This window comes from Humidesulfovibrio sp., assembly GCF_031082295.1.
Taxonomy (GTDB): domain Bacteria; phylum Desulfobacterota; class Desulfovibrionia; order Desulfovibrionales; family Desulfovibrionaceae; genus Humidesulfovibrio.
The window spans coordinates 21,964-48,282 of sequence record NZ_JAVHLD010000001.1 but is presented as its reverse complement, the minus strand read 5'-3'; the positions used below and the strand labels follow the sequence as shown (position 1 = coordinate 48,282).

At 64.4% G+C, this 26,319-nt stretch carries 20 protein-coding genes and 1 tRNA gene; 12 read left to right on the top strand and 9 right to left on the bottom strand.

Annotation, left to right across the window (positions count from 1 at the left end):
* Window positions 1–18 precede the first annotated feature (18 nt).
* The 6 genes from RDU24_RS00225 to RDU24_RS00200 are packed head-to-tail and all read left to right on the top strand — an operon-like array spanning window position 19 to window position 9,811.
* Window positions 19–888: an endo alpha-1,4 polygalactosaminidase gene (locus RDU24_RS00225; RefSeq protein ID WP_308733707.1), complete on the top strand. Its 870-nt coding sequence runs from the start codon at window positions 19–21 to the stop codon at window positions 886–888.
* Window positions 836–3,007, top strand: a complete 2,172-nt coding sequence (locus tag RDU24_RS00220; RefSeq protein ID WP_308733706.1) for a polysaccharide deacetylase family protein — start codon at window positions 836–838, stop codon at window positions 3,005–3,007. The genes RDU24_RS00225 and RDU24_RS00220 overlap by 53 nt, the downstream gene beginning before the upstream one ends.
* Window positions 3,004–5,568 carry a tetratricopeptide repeat protein gene (locus RDU24_RS00215; RefSeq protein ID WP_308733705.1) on the top strand — a complete coding sequence of 855 codons (2,565 nt, stop codon included), beginning with the start codon at window positions 3,004–3,006 and terminating at the stop codon, window positions 5,566–5,568. Before RDU24_RS00220 ends, RDU24_RS00215 begins: the two co-directional genes overlap by 4 nt.
* On the top strand, window positions 5,565–7,085 hold the full coding sequence (locus RDU24_RS00210; RefSeq protein ID WP_308733704.1) for a tetratricopeptide repeat protein: 1,521 nt from the start codon (window positions 5,565–5,567) through the stop codon (window positions 7,083–7,085). Before RDU24_RS00215 ends, RDU24_RS00210 begins: the two co-directional genes overlap by 4 nt.
* 49 nt (window positions 7,086–7,134) lie before the next feature.
* The gene (locus RDU24_RS00205) at window positions 7,135–8,532 is read left to right on the top strand and encodes a sensor domain-containing diguanylate cyclase (RefSeq protein WP_308733703.1); all 1,398 of its coding nucleotides are present in this window, start codon (window positions 7,135–7,137) and stop codon (window positions 8,530–8,532) included.
* A 25-nt stretch (window positions 8,533–8,557) separates the two neighbouring features.
* Window positions 8,558–9,811: an EAL and HDOD domain-containing protein gene (locus tag RDU24_RS00200; protein ID WP_308733702.1), complete on the top strand. Its 1,254-nt coding sequence runs from the start codon at window positions 8,558–8,560 to the stop codon at window positions 9,809–9,811.
* Between the two features lie 9 nt (window positions 9,812–9,820).
* Here the strand turns inward: RDU24_RS00200 and RDU24_RS00195 are convergent, their stop codons facing one another.
* The 9 genes from RDU24_RS00195 to cooS all read right to left on the bottom strand — a co-directional run bounded on the left by RDU24_RS00195 (window position 9,821) and on the right by cooS (window position 19,165).
* Entirely contained in the window at window positions 9,821–10,906 is a 1,086-nt protein-coding gene (locus RDU24_RS00195) for an NAD-dependent epimerase/dehydratase family protein (RefSeq protein WP_308733701.1), read from the bottom strand.
* 12 nt (window positions 10,907–10,918) lie between these two features.
* A complete protein-coding gene (pelG, locus tag RDU24_RS00190; RefSeq protein WP_308733700.1) occupies window positions 10,919–12,286 on the bottom strand; it encodes an exopolysaccharide Pel transporter PelG in 1,368 nt (455 codons plus the stop codon).
* Between the two features lie 3 nt (window positions 12,287–12,289).
* A complete protein-coding gene (pelF, locus tag RDU24_RS00185; RefSeq protein WP_308733699.1) occupies window positions 12,290–13,816 on the bottom strand; it encodes a GT4 family glycosyltransferase PelF in 1,527 nt (508 codons plus the stop codon).
* Window positions 13,809–14,876, bottom strand: a complete 1,068-nt coding sequence (locus RDU24_RS00180; protein WP_308733698.1) for a HEAT repeat domain-containing protein — start codon at window positions 14,874–14,876, stop codon at window positions 13,809–13,811. Before RDU24_RS00180 ends, pelF begins: the two co-directional genes overlap by 8 nt.
* A 146-nt stretch (window positions 14,877–15,022) precedes the next feature.
* A complete protein-coding gene (locus RDU24_RS00175; RefSeq protein ID WP_308733937.1) occupies window positions 15,023–15,481 on the bottom strand; it encodes a YaiI/YqxD family protein in 459 nt (152 codons plus the stop codon).
* Window positions 15,482–15,526: 45 nt separating this feature from the next.
* Window positions 15,527–15,620: transfer RNA gene (locus tag RDU24_RS00170), tRNA-Sec, on the bottom strand.
* 78 nt (window positions 15,621–15,698) lie between these two features.
* The gene (locus RDU24_RS00165; protein ID WP_308733697.1) at window positions 15,699–16,334 is read right to left on the bottom strand and encodes a Crp/Fnr family transcriptional regulator; all 636 of its coding nucleotides are present in this window, start codon (window positions 16,332–16,334) and stop codon (window positions 15,699–15,701) included.
* Window positions 16,335–16,399: 65 nt separating this feature from the next.
* Window positions 16,400–17,200 carry a nucleotide-binding protein gene (locus RDU24_RS00160; RefSeq protein ID WP_308733696.1) on the bottom strand — a complete coding sequence of 267 codons (801 nt, stop codon included), beginning with the start codon at window positions 17,198–17,200 and terminating at the stop codon, window positions 16,400–16,402.
* Between the two features lie 69 nt (window positions 17,201–17,269).
* Window positions 17,270–19,165, bottom strand: a complete 1,896-nt coding sequence (gene cooS, locus RDU24_RS00155; protein WP_308733695.1) for an anaerobic carbon-monoxide dehydrogenase catalytic subunit — start codon at window positions 19,163–19,165, stop codon at window positions 17,270–17,272.
* Window positions 19,166–19,459: 294 nt separating this feature from the next.
* Between cooS and ftsH the strand changes: the two genes are divergently transcribed.
* Genes ftsH through galU form a run of 6 tightly spaced genes read left to right on the top strand, consistent with a single transcriptional unit; the run spans window position 19,460 to window position 26,318 of the window.
* Window positions 19,460–21,463: an ATP-dependent zinc metalloprotease FtsH gene (gene ftsH / locus RDU24_RS00150; protein WP_308733694.1), complete on the top strand. Its 2,004-nt coding sequence runs from the start codon at window positions 19,460–19,462 to the stop codon at window positions 21,461–21,463.
* The gene (folP, locus tag RDU24_RS00145) at window positions 21,460–22,338 is read left to right on the top strand and encodes a dihydropteroate synthase (RefSeq protein ID WP_308733693.1); all 879 of its coding nucleotides are present in this window, start codon (window positions 21,460–21,462) and stop codon (window positions 22,336–22,338) included. Before ftsH ends, folP begins: the two co-directional genes overlap by 4 nt.
* A 10-nt stretch (window positions 22,339–22,348) precedes the next feature.
* The gene (gene cdaA, locus RDU24_RS00140) at window positions 22,349–23,098 is read left to right on the top strand and encodes a diadenylate cyclase CdaA (protein WP_308733692.1); all 750 of its coding nucleotides are present in this window, start codon (window positions 22,349–22,351) and stop codon (window positions 23,096–23,098) included.
* Between the two features lie 2 nt (window positions 23,099–23,100).
* Window positions 23,101–24,009 carry a CdaR family protein gene (locus RDU24_RS00135; RefSeq protein ID WP_308733691.1) on the top strand — a complete coding sequence of 303 codons (909 nt, stop codon included), beginning with the start codon at window positions 23,101–23,103 and terminating at the stop codon, window positions 24,007–24,009.
* 43 nt (window positions 24,010–24,052) lie between these two features.
* On the top strand, window positions 24,053–25,405 hold the full coding sequence (gene glmM, locus RDU24_RS00130) for a phosphoglucosamine mutase (RefSeq protein WP_308733690.1): 1,353 nt from the start codon (window positions 24,053–24,055) through the stop codon (window positions 25,403–25,405).
* A gap of 37 nt (window positions 25,406–25,442) precedes the next feature.
* Window positions 25,443–26,318, top strand: a complete 876-nt coding sequence (galU, locus tag RDU24_RS00125) for a UTP--glucose-1-phosphate uridylyltransferase GalU (RefSeq protein ID WP_308733689.1) — start codon at window positions 25,443–25,445, stop codon at window positions 26,316–26,318.
* Window position 26,319: the final 1 nt, after the last annotated feature.

Below are 26,319 nucleotides of genomic sequence, written 5' to 3'. Positions count from 1 at the left end.
AACGGTGGAGAAGTCGACATGATCAGGCGCCATCTGCTCTGTACGCTGCTGCTTACGCTGGCGGGACTGCTGCCCGTCGCCGCTCACGACGCGCAGGGCGCCCAGGCCCCGCGCTACAGGAATTGGCTGTGCTACTACGGCACCGACTTCGGGCCTGCGCACTACGGACGCTTCGATCTGGTGGTGCTGGACGGCATGAAGCACCCGCCGCTGGAGCGCAAGGAGCCGGGCAAACCGCTGCTGCTCGGCTACGTCACCGTCGGCGAGTCAGATCCGTCCAGCCCCACCTGGATGCTTGCCCAGCACCAGAGCTTCATCGCCGGGAAGAACGAGAACTGGGGCTCGCTCATCATCGACATGCGCAGCCCCAAGTGGCAGGGCATCCTGCTCGATCTGGTCATCCCCAAGGTGCTGGCCCAGGGCTTCGACGGCATCTTCCTCGACACCATCGACTCGGCCATGGCCCTGGCCGAGGGCAAGGACGCGGCCAAGTACGAGGGCATGCGCGCGAGCATCCTCGGCTTCCTGCGCACGATCAGGGAGCGCTTCCCGGACATTCACATCTGCATGAACCGGGGGCTCGACCTCCTGCCGGACGCCGCGCCCATCATCAATTCGCTTTTGATTGAAGATCTCTCGTTCGAGTACGACTTTGAGAAGAAGGAGTACCGTGCTGTACCCAAGCAGGTGCAACAGGCCCTGGTTGCCGCGGCGCGCCGGGGGCTTGCCGCCAACCCGGAGCTGACCGTGCTGACCCTCGACTACGCGAAACCGGACCAGAAGGCCCGCATTAAAGAGGCAATCGACTATTCACGCAGCAAAGGATTTGTGCCCTATGTCAGCACGCTTGCGCTGGACCAGGTGTTCTATCACACGCTGGACCGCTAGCCTCCTCTGCCTGTTCGCGCTGGCCCTGCTTCCCCTTTGCGCCCTGGCGGCCAAGGCGGGCGGCAAGACTGCGCCCGCGGCGCCGGAGCTTGTGCCGCGCAGGGTGCTCGTGCTGTACGACGGCTCCGCAGGGGCCGGCCCTGACGACAACATCGTGCACCAGGGCTTCCAGATGGTCTTCGACTACTACGGCCTCGTACCCTATTTCCAGGACATCAACTCGCAGGCGCTGCCGGATGACGCGGCCATGTCCGACACCCTTGGCGTGGTCACGACCCTCGGCCAGAACGCGGTGCGCAAGCCACGGCCCTATCTGCCCTGGCTGCTCAGGCAGCTCAAGGCGGGCAAGCGCGTCATGATTCTCGGGCATCTCGGCGTGTCTCTGGCCCAGGGGGCCGACTTCGCCGATGTGGACCAGCTTTCGCGCGCGGTGTTCGCGCAGCTTGGCGTGGCCCCGTCCAGCCTGCTGGGTCTGGATCAGCGCGCCTTTCGCTACGCCCACAAGGCGCCGGGCCTCATGGACTTCGAGCGTCGGCTGCCGCCGCAGCCCGTCGTCACCAGCTTTTTCGAGCAGAAGAGCCCCGACCTCAAGGTCTACGCGAGCCTGAAGCACCCGGCTCGTCCCGGCAAGGAGTATCCTGCCGTGTTCGTCGGCGCATCCGGCGGGTTCGCTGCGGAGCATCATATCTACTGGGAGGAGTCCACAGGCGACAACCGCCGGAAGTGGTACCTGGATCCCTTCGCCTTCGTGGCGGATTGCTTCGGTCTCAAGGGGCGCAACATCCCCGTCCCGGACGTGACAACGCTGAACGGCCTGCGCATGGCCTTCTCCCATGTGGATGCCGACGGCTTCGCCGGGTATTCGCAGGTGGGCAGCAAGCAGATGTGCGCCGAGGTCCTGCGCGACCGCATCTACAAGCGCGTCAACTTTCCGGTGACCCTCTCGCTCATCGTGGCAGACGTGGACCCCAAGATCGCCACCGACTCCAAGCGCGCTAGGCAGGCCCAGGACGTTGCGCGGGAACTGTTCCGCATGCCCAACGTCGAGCCGGGAAGCCACACGTATTCGCATCCGTTTTATTGGAACGAGAAGGGCAAGACAAAGACCAGGTACGAGAACCGGTTCCCCTACAAGATCCCTGGGTATACCTTCAATCTGGCCCAGGAGATCGACGGGTCCATGCGGTTCGTCAGCTCGCTCAGCCCGCCGGACAAGCCCTGCCGCCTGCTCCAGTGGTCGGGCGACTGCTTGCCCACGGCGCAGCAGATCGCCCGCGTCGACGACCAGGGCCTGTTCAACATCAACGGCGGCGACACCATGCTGGACCAGCGGAGCAACTCCTTGTCCAGCGTCTCGCCCATGTTCCGTGTGGTGGGAAACAGGGTGCAGATGTTCACGGCCATGGCCAACGAGAACGTCATGACCAATCTCTGGACCGGGCCGTTCTACGGCTACCGCGCGGTCATCGAGACCATAAAGCGCACTGGCTCGCCCAGGCGGCTCAAGCCCATCGACATCTACTACCACTTCTTCAGCGGAGAGCACGAGGCCTCGGTGCGGGCCTTGGAAGACGTGTACGGCTTCGTCATGACCCTGCCGCTGGCCCCGGTGTTCACCACCCAGTACCTGGAGGCCGCGCGCGACTACATCAAGGTCCGCGTCCTGCGCGCAGGGCCTGGAGTCTATCACATCGAGAACTATGGCAAGAGCCTGACCCTGCGTCTGGACGCCGACGCGCCAGCGCCCAACCTGGAGCGCTCGCAGAACGTCCTGGGGTATTCCCGGCAGAAGGAGGGGCTGTACGTGTCCCTGGCGCCTGGGGCGGACAGGGCCGTGCTGTCCTTCGAGCCGAGGACGGGCAAGCCCGAGCCGTTGCCGTATCTGGCCGAGGCCACGGGCCATGTCTCGGACTTCAGGCCGGGCAAGGGCAGGGTGTCGCTGGGCTACAACGGCTTCGGCGCAGCGGGTCGCATCCGTCTGGCGGGGTTTGCGCCCGGCGCAACGCTGCAGGCCAGCGGAACCGCACTGGCCAAGCCCGCCAACGCGCGCGTCGATGCCGCCGGTTTCGTCGACATTGCTGGCCTGCGCAGCGGGAATCTGGAGGTTGCCGCGCCATGAAGATAAGCGCCTGGCAGACCATCCTTTTCGTCGTCCTCATCGTGGGGGCTACGTGGCTGGTGTTTCCAGGCCCGCGCACGCTCATTTCCATCTACATCAACGACAACAAGGCGGCCCTGGCCAGGGTCATGCTGGGACGGCTGCTGGCCATGCATCCCAATGATCCTGACCTGATCATGGACGCGGCCGAGCTCGCCCACTCCGACGGCGAGGTGGAAAAGGCCATCGACCTCTTGAAAAAGGTCATGCAGCTTCGGCCCGGCCGGAAGGAATTGATCCTGCGCCTGGCCGAATGGCAGGAATGGGCTGGGCATCCCCAGGAAGCCAACGAGAGCATGGAGGCCGCGCTCCAGGTCATGCCCGAGCTGAACGAGCGCAAGCCCGAAACCTACGCCAACCGGCGCGAGGTCTTGCTGCATCTGCTTTCGAACTACACCTACCAGGGCGACCGCGAGGCCATGTACACGACCGTGCAGCGCCTCATCCCGCTGGACAAGGTCGTGGTGGCCAAGGAGATCGCCAGCAGGAAGCCCTTGCAGCTGATCAGCAGGGTGCTTGAGGCCCTTTCCGCCGATGTCTCCAAAAATGACGACGCCGTGGCCCGCGCCCTCCTGGTTGACGCCTACAACCTCCGGCGCGGCTATTTGGAGAATGTCCTGGAAGGGGCAGCCACCGCGCAGATTGAGATTATTTTCGTCAACGACTCCCTGGAGCTGTTCGTTCGCGGCGGGCTGACGCAGGAGGCCGTGCAACTGGCCACGCTTCTCGACCAGCAGGACGGCGGCGCCAACTCGCGCCTGGCCGTGGCCGTGGCCCTTGGCGGTTATGGCGCCGAGAAACCAGCCGCGCAGCTTATGTCCGATCTGGTCAAGGAGAGGCCGAACGACGCCAACCTGCTGCGCGGCCTGGCCGAGATGGCTTTGAACGCCAACCTGCCGCTCGACGCGGTGAAGCATCTGCAGCGCGTCATCGAGCTCGACCCCGCCAACACGGACGCCAGGCGCCTGCTGGGCGAGGCGCTGCTCGCGTCCAACCGGGCCCCCGAGGCCTACGCCATGCTGCAGCCGCTGCCCGTTGGCACGGTGGGCGAGGCCAACCTGCTGCTCGACGCCGCTGGCGGCACAAGAAGTCCCGAGGCCGTGGCGGGCGCGGCGCTTGCCGTGAAGGACATGGCCCAGAGTGATTCCGTGGTCGGCATGAAGCTGGCCGACGCCTGGCTGGACGTGAACCGCCCGGTGGAGGCCTGGGGGATCTTGCGTTCCCTTGCCGCCAACTCCGGCGGAGACCCGGTGCTCATCCGCAAGGCCGTGCAGGCCGCGTCGCAGACCAACAACCCGGCCACCATGCGCGAGGTGCTGGCCCTCATCGAGCGGCCGGACTTCGCGGACACTGCGCTGCTGCTCGAAGTAGCCGACATGCTGGCGGACAACGGCGAACTCAAGGGCGCGGCCACGGTGTACCAGCGTTATCTGGCCCGCAGCCCAGGCGACCGCGCCACCGCGCTCAAGCTGGCCCAGGTGCACTCCTGGCGCGAAGCCCCGGACCTGGCCTTCGGCGTGGTGGAAAGGCTGCTCACGGCCTACCCCGGCGACAAGGCCCTGCTGAAGCTCGCCGCGGGCTACGCCGAGGAGGCGGGCAAGGACAACGACGCCTTCCGCATCTACGCAGAGATCTACCGCCAGAATCCCAAGGACAGGAAGGCGCGGGAGAACTTCATGCGCCTGGCCGAGTGGACCGGGCGCACCAGCGAGAGCGCCGCGCTCCTGGCCGAGGACTCCGACCGCGAGCCGCATAATCTCCAGAAGGCCAGACAGACCGCCGAGGCCTTCCTGGCCGCCAATGCGCCCAAGCGCGCCCTGCCGTACCTGGAGCGGGCGCTGGCGCTCAAGACGGACGATATCGAGGTGCGCCGCCTGCTGGCGGAGACCTTCGGCTGGCTGGGCTATGTGGACCGGCAGGCCGCCACCCTGGAGCCTTTGGCCGCGCGCGGCCTGCTCACGGAGGATGAGGCCGTGTTCGTGGCCCAGCACTACCTGGACCGCAAGCAGAGCCAGAAGGCCCTGGCGGTGCTGGCGCGTTTCGAGAACATGAAGCCAATCCCCTGGGACGCTGGCGCGCTTCTGGTGCAGACCTACACCCTCATGAACCGCCTGGAGCTGACCCAGCAGGCCATGCGCCGTCTCAAGAGCGACTATGAGTCCGACGCCGTGCGGCTTGCTGCCATAGGCGACATGGCCGTGCTGAGCAAGCGCATGGACTTCGCCATGGACTGCTACGCCGCCGCGCTGCGCGTCGATCCGCGCAACCGGGCCGCGCTCAAGGGCCAGGCGCAGATCCATGCCTGGAACAACGACGCCGAGCGCGCCATCAAGGGCTTTGAGCACTACCGCGTGCAGAATCCCAAGGACATCGAAGCCCGCTACCAGTTGGGCGAGCTGTATTTCTCGACTGACCGCGAAGGCGAGGCCTCCGGGGAATACAAGAAGACATTGAGCCTCATCCGCCAGGCCAGGCAGGCCAGGGCGGCAGGCAAAAACGCCGCAAGGAGCGTGCCCCAATGACCCGCTCGCATATCCGCACCATGGCCGTTCTGCTTGTGTTGACCTGGCAGGCGCTGGCGCTGGCCCAGGTCCCGGCCACGGCGGAAGCTCCGGCCATGGAGCCGACTTTAACAGGGGCGCCATCGCCCACGCAGGCAACGGCCCAGGCGAACGCAACGGCCCAGCGCGCCGTGCGCGACCAGGACGAGCCCCTCACGGAACGCCAGATGGCGCTCATGGAGGCGCGCATTCTGAGCCGCCAGGGTGATTTCCCAAAGAGCCTTGCCTTGTACGAGCAGTTGCGGCTGGAATATCCAAACGACGTGGAGGTCTACGAGGACTTTCTGGAGACCCTGGTCGCCAACGCCCAGTACGAGCGCACGCTGTTCGAGCTGGTCAAGTTCCGCAAGAAGTTCGGGAGCACCTCGCGTTCCGAACGCATCGAGGCCGGACTCTACGCCGAGCTGGAAAAGCCCCAGTACGGGCTCGACATTCTCGAGCGCGCCATGCGCGGCAATCCCAGCGACACCGGCCTGTGGAGCGATCTTGCCGTGCAGCGCCAGGCCAGTCGTGACATCAACGGCGCCATCCAGGCCTTCTCGCAGGTGCTGGAGCTTGATCCTGACAACCAGGCCGCCAAGGACGCCCTGCACGGGATGCTGCTGGAGAAGCGGCCCAGGTTCGAGGCCGGCGTGAGCTTGTACGACCAGGGCAAGAAGACCCAGACCACCACATGGTCCACTGGCTGGTCCGCCCAGACGGGCGACCACACCCGCCTGTTCATCGACTACAACCAGGTGCACCTCTCGCGCCCGGATGACGTGAACGGCATTCGCGAGGATCTGAGCGCCTTTGGCGCGCGCATCGAGCATGAATTCAACCGCAGCATCACCCTCGACGTGGGCCTGCAAAGCTACCTCGGGCTGGGCGACGGCCTCTCGCCGATGGTCGGGGCGCGATACAACTTCGAGCGCTATGGCCGGGCCAGGGCAAGCTTCACCTTCCACGCCCCCTGGTACGACAACATGGACGCCGTGCCCCTGCGTGGCTCCAGGGATCGCTTCCAGGCCGAATATGAGGTTCCCTTCCGTGATGTCTGGGTTGCCTACGCCGGATACACCAGGGATTCCTATCGGCTGAGCGACCTGGACGACGCGGGCTACCGCTGGGAAGGCACAGCCAGCCTGACCAGGCGCCTCTGGACGCGTCCCGACGTCTATGCGACCTACACGTACCAGCGCGCCGAGTCGCAGCCCAACGTCGAGATCCCCTTTGACCTGCTCCGTCGCGAGGAGAGCCACGGCGGCACTCTGACGGTTAGCTATCCGTTCTTCTCCTGGCTGGAGGGCTCCGTGAGCGGCGGCATCAAGCACGACTACAAGCGCAAGGTCGAGGCCGTGCAGCTGAGCCCCAAGTTCACCTTCAGGCCCGTGCAGCGCATGCGCCTGGAGATCGGCTGGGATTACGCCAGCGAGGCCGACACCACCGGCGGCGGCGAGTCGAGCACTTACAGCGCGAAGTTCTATTGGGTGTGGTAGCAGTATGGACAGGAATCGTCTGATCGCACGCCCGGGGAAATCATCGTCCATGGGCTACATTGTCGAGGCCCTGCTCGGCTTTGCGTTGATCACTGCCGTGAACGTCATGTGGTTCCGTGCCAATCTGGGCTTTGTGGGGGTCAGCCCGCATCCGTACTGGGCGGTGGTGCTGCTGCTGGCGTCGCGCTACGGCTTTCTGGCCGGGCTGTTCAGCGGCATCGTCTCCGCGGCGCTGGCCATCGGGCTTTCCATCATCGGGCGGCAAGGCACCACAATCTATGAGCTGTGGAAGCTGCTCCTGGGCGAGCCTGTCCTCTTCATCGCTGTTGGCTGCACCCTGGGCGAGATCAGCCAGACCATCAAGAGCCGCTACGAGGCCTTGCTGGACGAGCACGAGGAACTCAAGGAAACCTTCGACAAGCTGCGCGAGCGCTACGACGCCGTTGTCAAGGCCAAGCAGGAGGTCGACACGCGCATCCTGTCCCAGGAGCAGACCCTGACCACCATGCACGAGACGGCCCAGGCGCTGCGCTCGCTGAGCGAGGGCGAACTCTATCCGGCGGCACTGGACATGGTGGCCAAGTTCCTGGGCGCGGAGGCGAGCTCCATCTATCTTTTTGAGGACGGCCAACTGAAGCTCAAGGCCGTGCACGGCGAGCTGCAAAACCGCACGCGCCCGGAGAGCCTTCTCCCGGACGACGGTCTCCTCGGCCGCGCCTTCACCAGCACTCATGTGGCCTCCGCCAACGTGCTGCTCGAGATGTACGAGAAGGGCGTCCTGCCGGATGGCGACGCCCTCATCGCCGCGCCTCTGCTGACCAGCAGCCGCAAGGTCCTCGGGGTGCTCAGCATCGAGAGGCTGCCCTTCCTCAAGTTCAACTCCCAGACCATCCGCATGGCCGAGGTGTTTTCCGGCTGGTGCGCGGACGCGCTGGAAAACGCGCTGCTCTACACGGACACCAAGTCCAAGACCATCACCGACGACATCACCGGCGCCTACACGATCAACTACATGAATGCCCGGCTCTTGGAGGAGTGCGCCCGTGCCAGACGCTACAAGACTGATCTTGCCATGATCATTCTGGACATCCTGGGATATGTTGATTACTCAGAAGAGGAACAGCGGGAGATCCTCACGCAGCTCAGCAAGGCCTTGAAGACGCTGCTCAGGAACATCGACCTGCTTTTCTCTGGAGACGTGCCGGGCCGCTACATCATCCTCATGCCGAACACACCGCTCGTCGGCGCAAAGGTCGTGGGCGGAAAGATCGTGACCATGGTCGGCGACCTGGGCGGCGTGGTGGCTTCCGTCACCGGGTCGTTGCCGGTCGGCATGGGCGTCAGCGCCTTTGATGAAACGAACAACACCCCTGAACTCATCCTTGCGGCCGCATTGACGGACCTGGACGCGAAGAAGGGGGGAGAAACGGGTCTAGCGCGAGCTTGAGCGCTGCAAGAGAGCTGCAACAGGAATGAACACGACTCCCCCCGTCGATCCGGCATTCTACCAGGGCTTTATCGCGCGGCAGGCGCTGTTTGACATCAAGCGCAACATCTGGGGCTATGAGATCCTCTACCGCCAGAGTCTGGAGCACGCCCAGGGCGCGACGGACCACAAGACCATGCTGGAAGTGGCCACAAGGGCGTTCCTCAGCCCCCAGTGGCAGCAAAGCCCGAACTCCTATCTGATGGTCACTCTGGACCCCAATACAGCATCCTCCAGCATCACCGGAGTGCTGCCCAAGGGCCGGTCCGTATTCACCCTTTCCGAAGAGGCCCTCTTCGCGCCGGGCATGCATGACACTCTGCTGAACCTGCGCCAGGAGAATTATCTCATGGCGCTGAGCGACTATACAGGCCAGGTCGAGGGCGCTTCGCTGCTGAACATGATGGACATCATCGCCGTGGACATGCAGCGCGCCAACCTCGATGAGCTCTTCGAGGCGGTCCGCAGGCAGCAGGGGCAACACCCGGTGCAGATCATGGCCAGAAAGGTGGAGGACGTGCAGACCTTCACCGTCGCCAAGAACGCCGGTTGCAGCCTGTTTCAGGGCTTCTTCTTCCAAAAGCCGGAGCGCATCTCGAGCAAGGTCGTTTCGTCAAGCCTCGCCGGAAGCCTCGGCATCTTGCAGATGCTTGAGCGTGAGGATCCAGACATAAGCGCCCTGGCCCAGGCCATCCAGAAGGACGTGTCCCTGAGTTACCGGCTGCTCAAGTTCCTGAACTCGCCCTATTTCGGCTTCGCGCGCGAGGTCTCTTCCATCAAGGTCGCGCTGATCCTGGCCGGCTGGCAGCAGATGCGCACCTGGCTCCGGCTGGTGCTCATCACGGAGATGAAGCCCAAGCACAAGCCGAACGAGCTGGTTTTTCTCTCCGCCCAGCGCGGGCGCTTTCTGGAGCTTGCGGCCCAGCGCACGGGCGGGCGCCGCGTGAACTCCGAGCGCATGTTGCTGCTCGGGCTGTTCTCGCTGCTGGACAGCATCTTCGACATGCAGATGATTGACATTGTCGGCTCGCTGCCGCTGGACCAGGAGCTCAAGGATACCCTGTGCCTGAAGCCTACCCCCCTGGTCCCCTGGCTTCAGTTGGTGCACAGTTTTGAGCGCGCCGAATGGGATGATCTTTCGTCGCGTTTCGAGGCCCTGGGGATCGACCCCGTGGTGGTGGCTGCCTGCTACACCGAATCCATGCAGTGGGCGCACGCCATCTTCTCTTTCCTGAACTAGCCTCTTGCCCTAGTCGCTCGTCTTTGCGGCCTGAGCCTTGGCCAGCTCCTGCCGGTACCAGGCGATGGTCCGTGCCAGGCCCACGCTCAGCACAGTTTCCGCCTTCCAGTCGGACTTGGTCGTCATCTCGCATATGTCCGCCACAGAGTGCACGATGTCACCCTCGCGCGAGGGATAGAACAGGCAGACCGGATCGCCCCCAACCATGAGGTTCTCGGTCGGCCCGATGTCCAGCACGATGGCGTTGGGCTTGTCCGACAGGATGAGCACGATGCGCGCCAGTCCGACGATCTTCACGGCCTTGCCGGTGCCGATGTTGTACACGCCGCTAGGCAGGAGTTTCTCCCCGATCATCCCGGCCGCCGTCAGGTAGGCGAGCACCACGTCGTGCACATACACGAAGTCGCGCGTCTGCTGGCCATCGCCGAAAATGGTCAGGGACTGGTCGGTCAGCGCCTGGGACATGAACTTGGAGATGACGCCGCTGTAGGGGCTGGACGGATCCTGGCGCGGGCCGAAGATGTTGAAGAAGCGCAGCGAGACGCCGATTGGGCTGGTGCTGACCGCGCGGGTGGACAGGTACTTTGCGGTGCCGTAGGGGCTTAGCTGGAGGGTATCGTCGTTCGCGTATATCTCCTTGACGGGCATGCGGTCCTCGGTGCCGTATTCCGCCGCGGACCCGGCAAAGACCAGGCGCGTGGCGCCGTGCTTTTCCGCCGCCGCGAGCAGCCGCTCTGTGGCAAGGAAGTTGATGTCGTACGTCTCGTCGGCGTGGTTCATGGAGTAGGGCACGCTCACGATGGCCGCCAGATGGAAGACCGCGCGGATCGGGGCATGCTCATTGAAGAGCTCCTCGAACAGCATGGGCTCGGCGATGGAGCGCTCGACGAAAAGGAAGCGCTCATGCGTGATGAAGGGTTGCATGTTTTCCGGCTTGCCGGAGAAGAAATTGTCCACGCCGATGACGCGATGCCCCATGTCGAGCAGGCTCTGGGTCAGGTGGCTGCCCACGAAGCCTGCGCAGCCGGTCACCAGGCAGGTTTTTCCCGCAATGTGCTCTAGCTTTTCTTCGATGGTGATGGAGTCAGGATTCATGTGAAGCCTTGTCTAGATGGGTTGACGCGCAAATGTGATGAACTCCAGATCCTGCACAGTGTCCACCAGCAGGTAGAAGCCGACCATGAGTGAGATGAAGCAGGCGTAAGTGTAGCCATAACCGTAGAACGGGAAACCAAGCCAAAGGGTCAGCTGGGTCAGCCCCGCGTTCAGGACGAGGTAGCAGAGGCTGATGAGCAGGACGCGCTGGCGCAGGTCGAAATAGAAGAGGATGGTCACCGTAAGCGACATGAGCGCCTGCAGGAACGAGCCGATGCAGCTGATGCGCAACAGCGGCACCTGGGCCGGGGAAAGCCCGCCCACGACGCAGATCTCCGGGGCGAAGACGACGCACAGGGTCGAGATGCCGCCCTGGATGATGAACATCTCGCGGATGCTGGCCTTGAGCATGTTCGCCATGCCTTCCTTTTCCTCCAGCAGGGCGGAGAGGGGGCGCTTCTCGGTAATGCACTGGTAGTAGCGCCGATAGTGCTCGTAGAAGCCGGTCTCGATCTTGACCATGAACACTGCCAGGGCTGGAACGATGCTCAGGTAGGACAAAAACACCGGGCCTTCGTAGAAGTCGTGCACGGTGAGCGGCACCACGATGACTCGGGCGCCGGGGTCCATCCAGTACATGAACTTGTCCGACCAGATGGCCAGGTTGTACACGAAGCCGATGAGCGCAAGGTCCCAGTACTTTTTGAAATAGCTTACCACGTCGAAGGTGAGCTTCGTGTTCTGGTCGAACTCCGAGAAGATGATGGCCAAGAACCAGAATACGCTGACCACAAGCCCCAAGGTGTAGCCAAGGATGCGCCCGTGCAGGCCGAGCAGCGGCTCCAGCGCCCACACGCCGCCCACCGAGAGTATGGCCCCGACGGCGAAGCCGATGACGATGTTGTTATAGTCCTTCACCGCCGAGAGCATGATCATGGTGAGCCAGAGCAGGCAGACCACGTCGAAGAGCATGATGGCCAGCGCCTTGTAGGTCCAGGGCAGCGGGCCGGAATGGAATACGGCCAGCCCCACGAACAGTCCTCCCACGAGCACCAGTATGGCCGAGGCCACAAAGGCCGAAAGCAGCGCCGCGTTGTCCTTCAGGTACAGCCTGTCGGCCAGAAAGCGCGTCAGCACCAGCTGGAAAATGCCCACGAAGATGAGCGAGAAGGCGAAGACGTAGACCACCGTCGTGCGGAAGACTTCGCCATCCTGCTCATTGCCGCCCGTGGAAGAGAGCGCCGTGAGCACGCCCAGGCAGGTGATGGACAGAAGCCAGGGGCCGGACGACAGGAGCGCGGCGTAGAGAAAGGCGCGCAGGTCGCCCGTGAAGTTGTCCTTATCCAGAAGCTTGCGAAGTTCGAAGCCGATGCCTGCCATGACTTAGGCCATCCTGCCTGGGAGCGCCATGCACTCGTTGTACAGCGCCCTGTATTTGTTGATGAGGTCTGCCTCCGTGTAGAAGCGCGTCACGCGTTCCCTGGCGCTGATGGACATGGCCCTGCGCAGCTCGGGGTTGAGCAAAATGGTCAGGATGCCCTGGGCCGTGTCCATGGGCTCGGCCGGGCGGGTGATGTAGCCGGACGGTCCCAAGGCTTCGTCTTCAGGGGTTCGGCCGTGCAGCAGTTCGCTGCATGCGCCCACGTCCGAGGCCACCACAGGGATGCCCGCGCAGTTGGCCTCAAGGATCACCAGGGGCTGCGCCTCGCTGACGCTTGTGAGCACCAGCAGGTCGAGCTTGGCGTAGTAGTCGTTGACGTTGACCTTGCCGGTGAAGATGATTGTTTTGTCCAGGCCCAGCATGTGCACCAGTTCGTGGCATTCGCGCGCGTATTCCTCGCTCTCGTCCTCGGGCCCGATGATGTAGGCCTGGATGTTGCGCACTTCCTGGGTGACGATCTTGATGGCCCGGATGAAGGTCTTGACGTCCTTGATGGGCACCACGCGTCCGACGAACCCAATCTCAAACGGTCCCTCGGCCCTGCGTTCGTCGACAATGGTCTCGGCGCGCGGCTTCAGATTCTCGTAGCGCGAGATGGTGATGCCGTTGGGGATGACCTCGGTGCGTTCCGGGTCGGAGCCGCCAAGTATCTGCATTTTGCGGTTGCCCTCGAACAGGGTGATGACCCGGTGGGCGTGGGCGTACGTCAGGCGGCTCAGGGTCTCGAAAATATGGATCCAGAGGTTCTGGAAGGTGCCCAGGTCGCGCTCGATGCGCAGGCGTTCGTCCTGCTCGGTGTGGATCCATTTGGACTGGGCCACCTCGATCTTGCGTTCCTTGGTGTAGATGCCGTGCTCGGTCAGGAGCATGGGCCTGTTCATGCGCAGGCTGGCCAGCACGGCCATGAGCCCGGCAAAGCCGGTGCAGATGGTGTGGTAGACCCTGGCCTTGGGCAGGCTAGCGTTGATAACGTTGCACATGGGCAGGTGGGTGAAGCGGTACGTCCAGAAGTAGTCCAGGAACGACACGTCCGGATGCTTGGTGTTGTAAAGCTCAAGCATGATATTCCAGGGCGTGCGGCCAAAGACCATGTCCTTCACGTCGAGCTGCCCGCCGGAGCGATCCAGCGCGTGAACCAGGTCAAGGATGCCGCCGGAATCGGCCTTGCCGGCGCTGTGGTGCCACAGGCGGATGTTCTCCATGAGCTCCGCCCGGTTCTTCTTGCTCATCTTGGCCGTTTTCTGCGTGTCGTGGTCGTGCAGATAGACGAGTCGGGGATCAACGAAGTTGTCCGGCACCTGGTAGCGGTACTCGGCCTTTTCCTTGGCCGTGGCGCGGATGCAGACCGAGGTGAAGGAAAGCTCCGGCATGGACTTGATGAGATGGTGGACCCAGGTGGACACGCCGCCTGGAACATACGGGTACGTGCCCTCGAGAATCAGGCAAACGTCGTAGGTTTTCTCAGCCATGGCCCACCTTGCCCAAGCCTGCCCAGAATTCGAACAGCTCCAGGGCGTCAGCCTTTTCGGGGCGGGCTGCCTCGGAGTTGGCCATGCTGCGCGCCAGCCGGGCCAATTGGCCGAAGTCGCGCATCTGGTAGGCGATCTGTGCCATGCCGAGTTGGGCCTCGGAGACGGTCTCGTCGTAGCTTGTGCACTTCTCGAAGAGGCGCCAGGCCTCACGCAGCAGGTTCAGGTCCAGCAAGGCCTGGGCCAGCAGCAGCATGGTCTTGGCGTGCTCGGGCTCAATCTCAAGGGCTTTGTTGAGGGCGTCGCGGCAGTTTTCCAGGTGCTGCCCGCGTGCGATCTCGTCGGCCAGGCCGGAGTCCGCGTAGGCCCGGTACTGTTGCCCCAAAAGGCGGTACAAGGCCGCGCTGGGAGCCTGCTCGATATTCTTCTCGATGTCCTGAATGCGCTTGGTGTAGCCGTCCTCAAGCTCGGTCAGGGCGGAGTGCGCGTAGAAGCGGACCTCCGGGAACTGGTCCGAGAGGCTCTGGCGCAGCAGGCTGACGGCGCTTCTGGTGCCGATGCGCTGCAAGAGCTTCACCGCGCCGCGCTTTAGGTCGGGGTCGTCGCCCTTGAGCACGTCCACCACGGGCTCGATGGCGATCTCGTCCGCCAGCACCTGCCCCACGCGCTTGCGGGTGATCCGGCCGGAGTCGTCGCCCAGCGCCATTTCGAGACTTTCCAGAAATTCCTTGGTCTTGTTCTTTTGACGCATGACCACTTGCGCACAAAGCAGCGAAAACAGGCAGCCGATGATGCCTATGCCGGGCAGGCACAGGCTGAGAGCAGCTGCGAAGCCGTACACCGTGCTGCGCGGGGCGAACCAGTGCCGGGCAAACAGCAAGGGGAGGACGAAGACCAGGGAAGAGGACACAAGCAACCCAAGGGCCAGCTCCGCCATGAAGGGCTGCCCGCCGGTGTAAAAGCGCCAGGCCGACAACAGGCAGGCGGTCTGCAACCCCAGCGCCACGACCCAAACGAAGAGCCCGCCTGTGCGGTTGTTCGGCTGGCTGCTCTCGTCCACGTCAGAATCATCCCCTGATAGAGTTTTTCGGATACGCTATAGGTAGGAATAATCTATGCGAATAACATGCCGTGGTCAATGCCAAGCGCCGCGGCAAGCGGTGTCCTGGGTGGGGGCTGGCGTGTGAGGATATGGGAGGGGCGGATTCAGGTGGCGGGTCGGGCCTGGGCGGTCAGGTACTTGTCCAGCTGGTTGGCGAAGGCGTTGCGGTCGGCCAGGCTCAGGGGCGCGGGCCCGCCGGTGGCCACACCTGTGCTGCGCAGCTCGTCGAGCATGTTGCGCATGGTCAGCCGAGCGCCGATGTTCTCGTGCGTGTAGAGTTCGCCGCGCGGATTCAGCCCCGTGCCACCGCGTTCGACGACCTTTGCCGCCAGGGGGATGTCGGCGGTGATGACCAGGTCGCCGGCTTGCACCAGGGAGGCGATGGTCTCGTCCACCACGTCAAAGCCTTGGCTCACCCGCATGGCGGCCAGGTGCGGCGAACCGGGGATGTTGAGGCTCTTGTTGGCCACGAAGGTGGTCATGACGCCGCGACGCATGGCCGCGCGCACAATGATGTCGCGGATGGCGCCGGGGCAGGCGTCGGCGTCGACCCAGATTCGTATGGCGATGCTGTCCACGGGGGCTCCGGCGATTCTTGGGAGGGATGGTGGCGGAAGCGTATAGGGGTCGAACCTACCTGTGACCTCTCGGCCACACACTGGATTTGAAGTCCAGGCGCCACACCGGTGACGATACGCTTCCATGCCGGAAAAAGTCTCTATCCCCTTTGCCACGGCTCTGCAAGCAGGCAACGCCGAAAACGTTGGGCAACGCAGGGGGTTACTCCAGGGCGGCTGCATCCGGGATGAAAATGGCTCCACGCCCGCGCAGCTCTATCAGCCCATCGCGTTCCAGGCTGTTCAGCATGGTGGAGAGGGTCTGGCGGGTGGTGCCGACGAGGCTTGCGAATTCCTCCGTGGTCAGGCCCAGGTTGAGCAGCACGCCGCCTGCCTCGGCTACGCCGCTCTGCTTGGAGACGAAACGCATGAAGCGCACGATGCGGGACTGCACGTCGCGGAAGGCCAAGTCGTCAATGATGCTGATGGAATGCTTGAGCAGCTCGCTCAGCACGCGAACCATTGTGCCCGTGAATTCCGGAATGCGCAGCATGTGCTTGCGCACTTGCGACGTTGGGGCGCAGAGGAGGGTGGTCTCCTCCAGGGCGTACACGTAGGCGCGGGTGTGCGTGCTGTACACGTCGCCGCGTTCCAGGATGGCCAGGGTGAACTCCTTGTCCTCGTAGGCCAGGTAGATGCGCGTGCGGCCGCTGGAGACGATGAAGATCAGGTCCTGCTCGTGGTTGGGCAAGAAAATCTGCGTCTTCCGGGCATAGGTCCGCGCCTGGAAGGATTTTGCCAGTTCCTCAAGGCCGGGCTTTTGCAGTTCCGCCAGGATGTCGATGCGGGTATGGATCATGAGCGCCCTCCATGGTCATCCTGACTCTATAGCCGTAATCGATGGAGATGCAAACAACGGGCGTTTCATGCCTGGGCCGGTGGAGAGCTTTCCGTCGCCAGCGCGCGGAGCAGTTCGGCGCAGAGGGCGTTTATCAGCGCGTCTTCGGGCAGCCCGAGCACGGACCCGGAGCTCAACTGGCGCTTGCGCAGCCCCGGCAGGACCGGAATGCGAAGCACGTGGCCGGGCAGGCCGGCGATGTCCGGCAGGGCGTCGCCCGCCTCGCTGCGGTTGAGCGCAAGCGCCTGACGCGCGAGTCCGAGCCCCTCTGCCAGCCGAGCGACCTCGGCGGCGGTGTGCAGGGAACGCAGGCTGGGCTCGCTCACCACCACCAGCGCGTCCACGTCGGCCACGGTGCCGCGGCCCAGGTGCTCCACCCCGGCCTCCATGTCCACCAGTACCCAGGCGCGCTCCTCCAGGATCAGGTGTGCAAGAACGGACTTGAGCAGGGCGTTTGCGGCGCAGGCGCAACCGCTTGCAGCCCCGGCCACCGTGCCCATGACTAGCAGCTTCTTGTCACCGGCGGTGCGCCCGGCAAAGGCGGGGCCGCCCAGTGGCAGTGGCACGCTCAGGGTTTCCGGCAGGCCGGAGACCTCCGGGTTCAGGCTCATGTAGCCCTGCCCGATGTACGTGCGGATGATGTCCTCACGCTCGGCCAGGGGCGTGGGCAGGAGAGAGGGGTCCAGCCCCGAGGCCTGGCCCAGGGACAGTGCCGTGTCGGCATCCACGAGCCAGACGTTCTCGCCGCTGCGGGCCAGGTAGTCGCCAAGCCATGCGGCAAGGCTGGTCTTGCCCGCGCCGCCCTTGCCTGCGAATGCGATCTTCATAATTCTGCTCCTGTGCTTGAGTGCGGCGGACCGGAAAGGGGGGTCTCTCCGGTCCGCCATTTATTCTGACTAGGCGGAAAGGCCCAGGGCCAGCCGCTTCGCCGTAATGCGCTTGTCGAACAGCTCCGCCGCCTTCACGGGGTCAGGCTCGATGACGAAGGTGGCGCCCACCAGGTCCTCCAGCCCGGACACGGCCAGGTCGGTGACGACCTTGGAACCCAGGATGTGCGGCGGGTGGCCGAGGTGCGTGTAGATGCCGCTGGCAACCGCGTACAGGCCGATGGCGGCCGCCTTCTCGGAGTACCATTCCGGCGACGACGCGCCCACGGGCAGGTCGCTTATGTCCACGCCCAGCTCGTTGGCCAGGGCGGCACAGAGCTGAAGGATGCGCGAGTTGTCCACGCAGCTGCCGTAGTGCAGCACCGGCGGAATGCCCAGCGACCCGCACACGGCCTTGAGGCCCGGCCCGGCCATCTCGATGGCCTTCGGCACCAGCAGCCCGGCCTTGCCCGCAGCCGTGGTCACGCAGCCCGTGGCCAGCACCAGGATGTCGCGCTTGATGAGCTCCTTGGCCAGGCCCACGTTCATGGAGTCCTGTTGGAACTTGGGGTTGTTGCAGCCCACGATGCCTACCGCGCCGCGGATCTGCCCCGCTTTTATGGCGTCAATGAGCGGGGTCAGGGTGCCGCCCAGGGCCCCGATGACGGCCTCGTTGCTGAATCCGGTCATGATCTCCACCGGCTCGCCGGGGATGTCCACGCGGGACTGGTTGCGCTCGGCATAGCCCTGCACCGCCAGGCGCACGATCTCCTTGGCCTTGACCAGCGCGTTCTCCGGGTGGATGTCGAAGTGGATCGCGCCGGTGAAGCGGGCCTTCTGGGCGGTGTCGATGAACTTGGTGTGGTAGCAGTGGGCGATCTGCACCAGGCTCGGCATGATGCACTGGTAGTCCACCACGATGGCTTCCACAGCCCCGGTCAGGATGGCCAGCTCGGTCATGAGGTGGTTGCCCGCCATGGGGATGCCCTGGCGCATGAGCAGCTCGTTGCCGGTGCAGCACAGCCCCACGACGTTGATGCCCGAGGCGCCCAGCGCCTTGGCCTCTGCCAGAAGCTCCGGCGAGCGCGCGGCGGCCAGGATCATCTCGGAGACCACGGGGTTGTGCCCGTGAACCAGGATGTTCACCAGCTCCTTCTTGATGGTGGCGAGGTTGGTGGTGGACATGCGCGGGGCGGGCGTGCCGAAGATGATGTCCGAGAGCTCGGTGCCGATCATGGAGCCGCCCCAGCCGTCGGACAGGGCGGTGCGGGCCGCGTGCAGCATGGTGTTCGGGGCGTCGTTGTCGCAGCCCATGTGGGTGCGGTGCATCATCTCCGCAATCTCGCGGTCCACGCCGCGCGGGGTGATGCCGAGCTTGTCCCAGATGGCCCGGCGCTTTTTCGGCACGCGGGACAGGAACGACACTGCGTGCTTGCGGCTGCCGAAGTCCGCGAAACAGACGTCCATGAGGTCGCGGGCCACGTCCATGAGCGGGCGGCCCTCGGTGGCGATGCCCAGTTCGGCGGAGATGCGCAGCAGCTTGGCCTCGTCGCGGATGGCGTAGTCGGCCGTGCGGCCCTCGACAATGGCTTCGAGCACCTCGATGAGGTCGCGCCCGTGGTCCGAGTGTCCGGCCGAGCCGCCCGCCACGAAGCGGCCGAAGTTGCGCGCCACCACCACGTCGGCGTCGGCGCCGCACACGCCGCGCTTGCGCTTGCCGTCGGGCTTGGAGGTGATGCGGCAGGGTCCCATGGTGCAGTTGCGGCAGGTGGTGCCAAGCTCGCAGAAGTTGCAGTGCGGGGTCTGGGTTTCCAGACGGTCCCAGGCGGTCTGGATGCCTTCCTCCTTGGCCTTGGCGATCATGTGTTTGGCGTCTTCCCATATTGACAAGTCCGCGATGTCCCTTACCTTACGTTCCTTAACCATGTGCAAGACCTCCGGTTGTGCGGTTGCGCTCGTCCGCTGCAGCCGCGATTGTTGCGGTGATCATGCACGAAGAATCCGACAAGAACTGTCAGCAATCCGACAAAACGATGCGATTACGTGATTGTTGAATTATTGGCAGAGCAAGTTTCGGAGGCCCCAGGCCAGCACTTGCTTTTTCAGGAGTATGCCTTATCTTGGATTTCATTGACCGGGCCGCGCCGGGAACCGTCTCCCCACGCACAACCACAGGCCAGCGGCTCACAACGTGCCTGTCCGCCACCGGAGGACTTCCGCTTGAATAGCTTCACCAAGAATTTGCTCATATGGGCGACCATCTCCCTTGTCATGGTCGTTCTGTTCAATCTCTTCAGTCAGCAACCCGCGCCGCAACTCAAGCTCTCCTACAGCGACTTCGTGTCGCGCGTGAAGGAAGGCGAAGTCGTGTCGGTAAAGATCCAGGGCCCGAAAATCACCGGCGTTCTGGCGGGCGACAAGAAATTCATCACCTACGCCCCGGACGACCCGAACCTCGTCCCGTCCCTGGTTTCCGGCAAGATTCAGGTCACGGCGGAGCCCCTTGAGGAATCCCCCTGGTACATGACCTTGCTGGTCTCCTGGTTCCCCATGCTGCTTCTGATTGGCGTGTGGATATTCTTCATGCGCCAGATGCAGGGCGGCGGGGCAGGGGGCAAGGGCGCCATGAGCTTCGGCCGCTCCAAGGCCCGTCTCATCAGCGAGGACACCCAGAAGGTGACCTTCGAGGACGTGGCTGGCGTGGACGAGGCCAAGGAAGAGCTTTCCGAGATCGTGGACTTCCTGCGCGAGCCCAAGAAGTTCACCCGCCTGGGCGGCCGCATCCCCAAGGGCGTGCTGCTCGTCGGCCCTCCGGGCACGGGTAAGACGCTCCTCGCGCGGGCCGTGGCGGGCGAGGCCGGGGTGCCGTTCTTCTCCATCTCCGGCTCGGACTTCGTCGAGATGTTCGTCGGTGTTGGCGCCGCCCGTGTGCGCGATCTCTTCTTGCAGGGCAAGAAGAACGCGCCCTGCCTCATCTTCATCGACGAAATCGACGCCGTGGGCCGCCAGCGCGGCACCGGCATGGGCGGCGGACACGACGAGCGCGAGCAGACCCTGAACCAGCTGCTGGTGGAAATGGACGGCTTCGAGTCCAATGACGGCGTCATCCTCATCGCCGCCACCAACCGCCCCGACGTGCTCGACCCGGCGCTGCTGCGCCCCGGCCGCTTCGACCGCCAGGTGGTGGTGCCCACGCCCGACGTGCGCGGACGCAAGCGCATCCTGGCCGTGCACACCCGCAAGAGCCCCCTGGCCGAGGAGGTCGACCTGGACATCCTGGCCCGCGGCACGCCGGGCTTTTCCGGCGCGGACCTGGAGAACCTCGTCAACGAGGCCGCGCTCCACGCCGCCAAGATGGGCAAGAACCACGTGAACATGAGCGACTTCGAAGAGGCCAAGGACAAGGTCCTCATGGGCAAGGAGCGCCGCAGCATCATCCTCTCCGACGAGGAGAAGAAGACCACGGCCTACCACGAGGCTGGTCACGCCCTGGTGGCCAAGCTCATCCCCGGCACCGACCCCGTGCACAAGGTGACCATCATCCCTCGCGGCATGGCCCTGGGCCTGACCCAGCAGCTGCCCGTGGACGACCGCCACAACTACTCGCGCACGTACCTTGAGAACACCATGGCCATGTTCTTCGGCGGCCGCGTGGCCGAGGAACTGGTGCTGAACCAGCTCACCACCGGCGCCAGCAACGACATCCAGCGTGCCACCAAGATGGCCCGCAGCATGGTCTGCCAGTGGGGCATGAGCGACAAGTTCGGCCCCATGAGCTACGGCGACGACGGCCAGCAGGTGTTCCTGGGCCGCGACTTCATGCAGCACAAGGACTACAGCGAGGACACCGCGCGGCTTATCGACGCAGAGATCCGCAGCTTCGTGGACCATGGCTACCAGCGCGCCAAGAAGCTCTTGACCGAAAACATGGACCACCTGCACAAGATCGCTGAGGCCCTGCTCGAGCGCGAGTCCATCAGCGGCGATGAGATCGACCTGCTCATGAAGGGCGAGACCCTGCCCCCCCTGACCGACGAGAACAACGTGCGCCGCGCGGCCAGGGCCTACGAGGACATGAGCCGCAAGTTCGGCGACACCCCGCCGGATGCCGCGCCCCCCGCCGACACGCCAGAGCCCGGCGAGTTCAAGCTGGAAGAGGCCCCGCCGCAGCGTCCGCCCGTGGTCAGAAAGCCTGGCCGCGATGACGACCGGGACGGTGAATGATCGGCGGGAACACATGGCATTTGTCTGGGGGCAGGGTGCTAGGCCCTGCCCCTTTTCTTGTGTCCGGCATCGTCAACGTGACGCCGGACTCGTTTTTTGACGGCGGGCGTTATCTCGACCCCGACAGCGCCGTGGACCAGGGCCGCGAACTGCTCTGCGCCGGGGCGCACATTTTGGACGTTGGCGGCGAGAGCACGCGCCCGGGCGCCGCGGCCGTTTCCGAGGCCGAGGAGCTTTCCCGCGTCATTCCGGTGATCCGAGCCCTGGCCGACCTCTCGCCATCCTGCCCGGACGGCCTGCCCTGCGCCAATCCGGTCATCAGCGTTGACACCTACAAGGCCAAGGTCGCGGCGGAGTCCCTCAGCGCCGGGGCCATGATCGTCAACGATGTCTCGGCCTGCCGATTTGAGCCGGCATTGCTGGACGTTTTGGCCCAGCACAAGCCCGGTTACGTCTTGATGCACAGCCTGGGCCGACCCCAGACCATGCAGGCCGACCCTCGCTACGATGACGTTGTGGGCGAGATCCTGCGGTTTTTCGAGGAGCGGCTGAGCGCGTTGACCAAGGCTGGGCTGCCCGAGGCCAACATCGTGCTTGACCCCGGCATCGGATTTGGCAAACTGCTGGAGCACAATCTGGAAATCCTGCGCGGGGTGGAGCGCTTCGGCGTCCTTGGCCGCCCACTGTACATGGGATTGTCCAACAAGAGCCTTTGGGGCAAGCTGCTTGGGCTCGAACCCGCGAACAGGCAGCTCGCCACGGCGGTTGCCACAGGGCTGCTCGTGGCGCGCGGGGTCTTTGTGCACCGGGTGCACGACGTGGCAGGCGCGCATCAGGCGGCAACGGTTGCAACGGCCATGAGCCCAAGCACGTAAGAAGGAATCGATGGAGTATCTCATCAGCCTGAACATCGCCTGGCGGGAGGCCCTGGACATCCTGCTCGTGGCGGTCATCTACGCTTACATAATCCATCTTGTGCGCGGCACTCGCGCCGTGGCGGTCATCTACGGCCTGGTCCTGGTGCTCCTGGTCTACTACCTTTCGAGCGAGCTCGGCCTGTACTCGCTCAATTGGCTTTTGACGAATTTCCTGGGCTCCATCGTGCTCATCATCATCATTCTTTTTCAGGGCGACCTGCGAAGGGCGCTGGCCCAGATGGGCGCGGGGCGGTTCTTCAAGAAGCCCCAACTCTCCGAGGCCGTGGTGGATGAGATCGCCCAGGCCGTCATGACGCTTGCCAAGGGCAACGTGGGCGCGCTCATCGTCATCGAGCGCCACGTGCCGCTGGGCGATGTCATCGAACGCGGCGTGCCCCTGGACGCCGTTGTCACCGGCTCGCTGCTGACCACGATCTTCCAGGTCAACACCCCGCTGCACGACGGCGCCGTCATCATCCGCCGCGGGCGCATAGCCGCCGCCGGGTGCATCCTGCCGCTGTCCTCAAAGCTCAAGGCCCAGAGCCTTTTCGGCACGCGCCACCGCGCCGCCCTGGGCATTAGCGAAGAGTCCGACGCCCTGTCCATCGTCGTTTCCGAGGAGCGCGGCACCGTGTCCATCGCCATGAGCGGACGGCTCACAACCTCACTTAATGACCAGCGCCTGCGCCGGGTCATCAAGAACGCCCTGGAACGCTAGCCATGCTCAAGAACTGGAAAGACATCGGCATCGCCCTGGCCCTGGCCATACTCACCTGGTACCTCATCACCGGCCGCGAGAAGGTCGAGACCTGGGTGGACATGAGCGTGGAGATGTCGAACGCCCCCGAGGGCCTCATCATCCGCAAGGGGCTCATCAGCAAGATCGAGGTGCGCGTGCGCGGTCCCAAGGGCCTTGTGCGCTCGCTGGACCGCCGCAAGTGGACCTACTCCCTGGACGTGAGCAAGCTCAAGGTGGGTGAGAATCTCGTGGACATCGACCGCGAGCGCATCCCCCTGTCCATGGCCTACGAGGTGGTCGAGGTGAAACCCTCCCGGCTCATTCTCTCCGTGGACCGCTTGGCCAAGAAGGAATTGCCCGTGGTTGCCGAATGGCGCGGCGCGCTGCCCAAGGACTATCGCCTGCTGGAGGTCAAGGCCGTGCCGGAGCAGGTTGAGGTGCGCGGCGCCGAGCGCCAGGTGCGCCCCATGACCCAGGTGCGCGTGCTCCTGCAGAATGATTTCGAGGAACCCTTGTCCACCTGGTCCGACGACGTGCCCATCAAGCTCGCCGAAGGCCTGGAGGCGACTCCCGGCCAGGTGAAGATGACCCTGCGCTTCGGACCTGAGGTCAAGACCGCCTGGGTCAAGGTTCCTGTGCTGCTCAGCACCACGCTGGGCACCTCGGCCCAGACGCCCGTGAAGCATGTGCGCGTGCAGGTGGAGGCGCCCGTGGCCTTGATGCGCGAGGCCGAGGCCGGGCGCGACATCACCGGCCTCAACGCGCTGGTCAAGGTCCCCGGCGGTCTCAAGCCTGGCCGCCACGCCCTGAAGTATGAAATGGTCGTTCCCGACGGAACGCGCGTGGTGACGGCGAAGGACGAGAGCGTCGTCGTCATCGTGCACAAGTAACATAGTCAAGCGGCACAGCCCGCTTGAAGCTGGAGAGAGTTTAATGCGTGACAAATTGTTTGGCACCGACGGCCTGCGCGGCCGGGTGAACGAATATCCCATGACCCCGGACATTGCGCTTAAGTTGGGCATGGCCGTGGGGCAAAAGTTTCGCAACGGCGGACGCAAGCACAAGGTCATCATCGGCAAGGACACGCGCCTGTCGGGCTATGTCTTCGAGACGGCGCTGACCTCCGGCCTCTGCGCCATCGGGCTTGACGTGTATCTGGTCGGCCCCATGCCCACCCCGGCCATCAGCTTCCTCACGCGCAACATGCGCGCGGACCTGGGCGTGGTCATTTCCGCCTCGCACAACCCCTTCCACGACAACGGCATCAAATTCTTCGACAGCGGCGGCTTCAAGCTTCCCGACGACCTGGAGACCGAGATCGCCGAGCTGACCCTGGCCGACAAGCCGGACTGGAGCTTCCCCGCTCCCGACCGCGTCGGTCGCGCCAAGCGCATGGTCGACAGCTGGGGCCGCTACATCGTGTACCTGAAGAACACGTTCCCGCGCGAGATGAACCTGAACGGCCTGAAGATCGTCCTCGACTGCGCCCACGGCGCGGCCTATGGCGGCGCTCCGCTGGTCTTTCAGGAACTCGGGGCCGAGGTCATCACGCTGGGGGTGAACCCCAACGGCGTGAACATCAACGAGGGCTGCGGATCGTTGTACCCCGACGTGGTGGCCGCCAAGGTGCGCGAGGTCGGCGCGGACATCGGTCTGGCGCTTGATGGCGACGCCGACCGGCTCATCGTGGTTGACGAGCAGGGCAACGTGCTCGACGGGGACCAGATCATGGCCCTGTGCGCCCAGGACATGCTGGAGCGCGGCGCGCTGCCCGGCAACACGCTGGTCGCCACCGTCATGAGCAACATGGCCCTGGAGATGTTCATGCGCGACCAGGGCGGCCGCCTGCTGCGCACCCCTGTTGGCGACCGCTACGTGGTGGAGGCCATGCGCCGCGAGGGCGCGGCTCTCGGCGGCGAGCAGTCCGGGCACCTCATCTTCATGGACCATTCGACCACCGGCGATGGCACGCTGGCTGCCCTGCAACTGCTGCGCATCATGTGCCAGAAGAACATGCCGCTGTCGCGGCTTGCGCACTTGATCGAGCCGTTCCCGCAGGTCATGGTCAACGTGAAGCTGAGCCGCAAAGTGCCTTTCGAGGATCTGCCGGAGGTCGGGCGAGCCGTCGCTTCCGTCGAGACCGAACTGGCTGGCCGGGGGCGCGTGCTGTTGCGCTACTCCGGCACCGAGCCCAAGGCCAGGGTCATGGTCGAGGGCGAGGACATCGCCCGCGTGGAGCGGTATGCCGCCGACATCGCGGCTGTTCTGGAGAGCTCCCTGCGCTAGGCGCGGGCAGCGGCATCAAGACCGGAGGAGGAAGTCCATGGAAGTGCGCAAGGTCGTCATTCCCGTTGCTGGCTGGGGAACCCGTTCACTTCCGGCGACGAAGAACATTCCAAAGGAAATGCTGCCCATCTTCAAGAAACCGGTGGTCCAGTACGTTGTCGAGGAGGCCCAGTCCGCGGGCATCGACACGGTGGTGCTCGTCACCAGCCAGAACAAGACCATCATCGAGGACCATTTCGACCACAACCTGACGCTGGAGAACCTGCTGGAGCGCAAGGGCAAGTCCCAGCTGCTGCAGGAAGTCCGCGACGTGTCGGAGATGGTCAACATCATCGCCGTGCGCCAGAAGGTCCAGTTGGGCCTGGGCCACGCCGTGCTCTGCGCCAAGGAGGTCTGCAAGGACGAGGCGTTCGCGGTCATGGTGGGCGACGACCTCATGTTCGGCAAGGAACCCGGCATCCAGCAGCTGCTCGACGTGGCCAGGACCGAGAACATGGCTGTTGTCGGCGTCATCGAGGTGCCGGAGAACAAGGTCGACCGCTACGGCATCATTCAGGGCGAGGAGTTCCGGCCCGGCGTCTTCCGCGTGCGCAACCTGGTGGAAAAGCCGGCCATTGGCACGGCCCCGTCGCGCCTGGCCATCGTGGGCCGCTATGTGCTTGTGCCGGAGATCTTCAAGTACCTGGAAAAGCTCGAACCCGGCGTTGGCGGCGAGCTCCAGCTCACCGACGCCCTCCAGGGCCTGGCCAACGAGAACCGCCTGCTGGCCGTGAAGCTGCGCGGGCAGCGCTTCGACGCGGGCGACTGGGTGGAGTACCTGACGGCCAACATCTACTTCGCCCTGCACGACGAAGACCTGCACGACGATCTGGTGAAGCGCATCCAGGAGCTCGTGCCCTGCAAGGGCAGGTAAG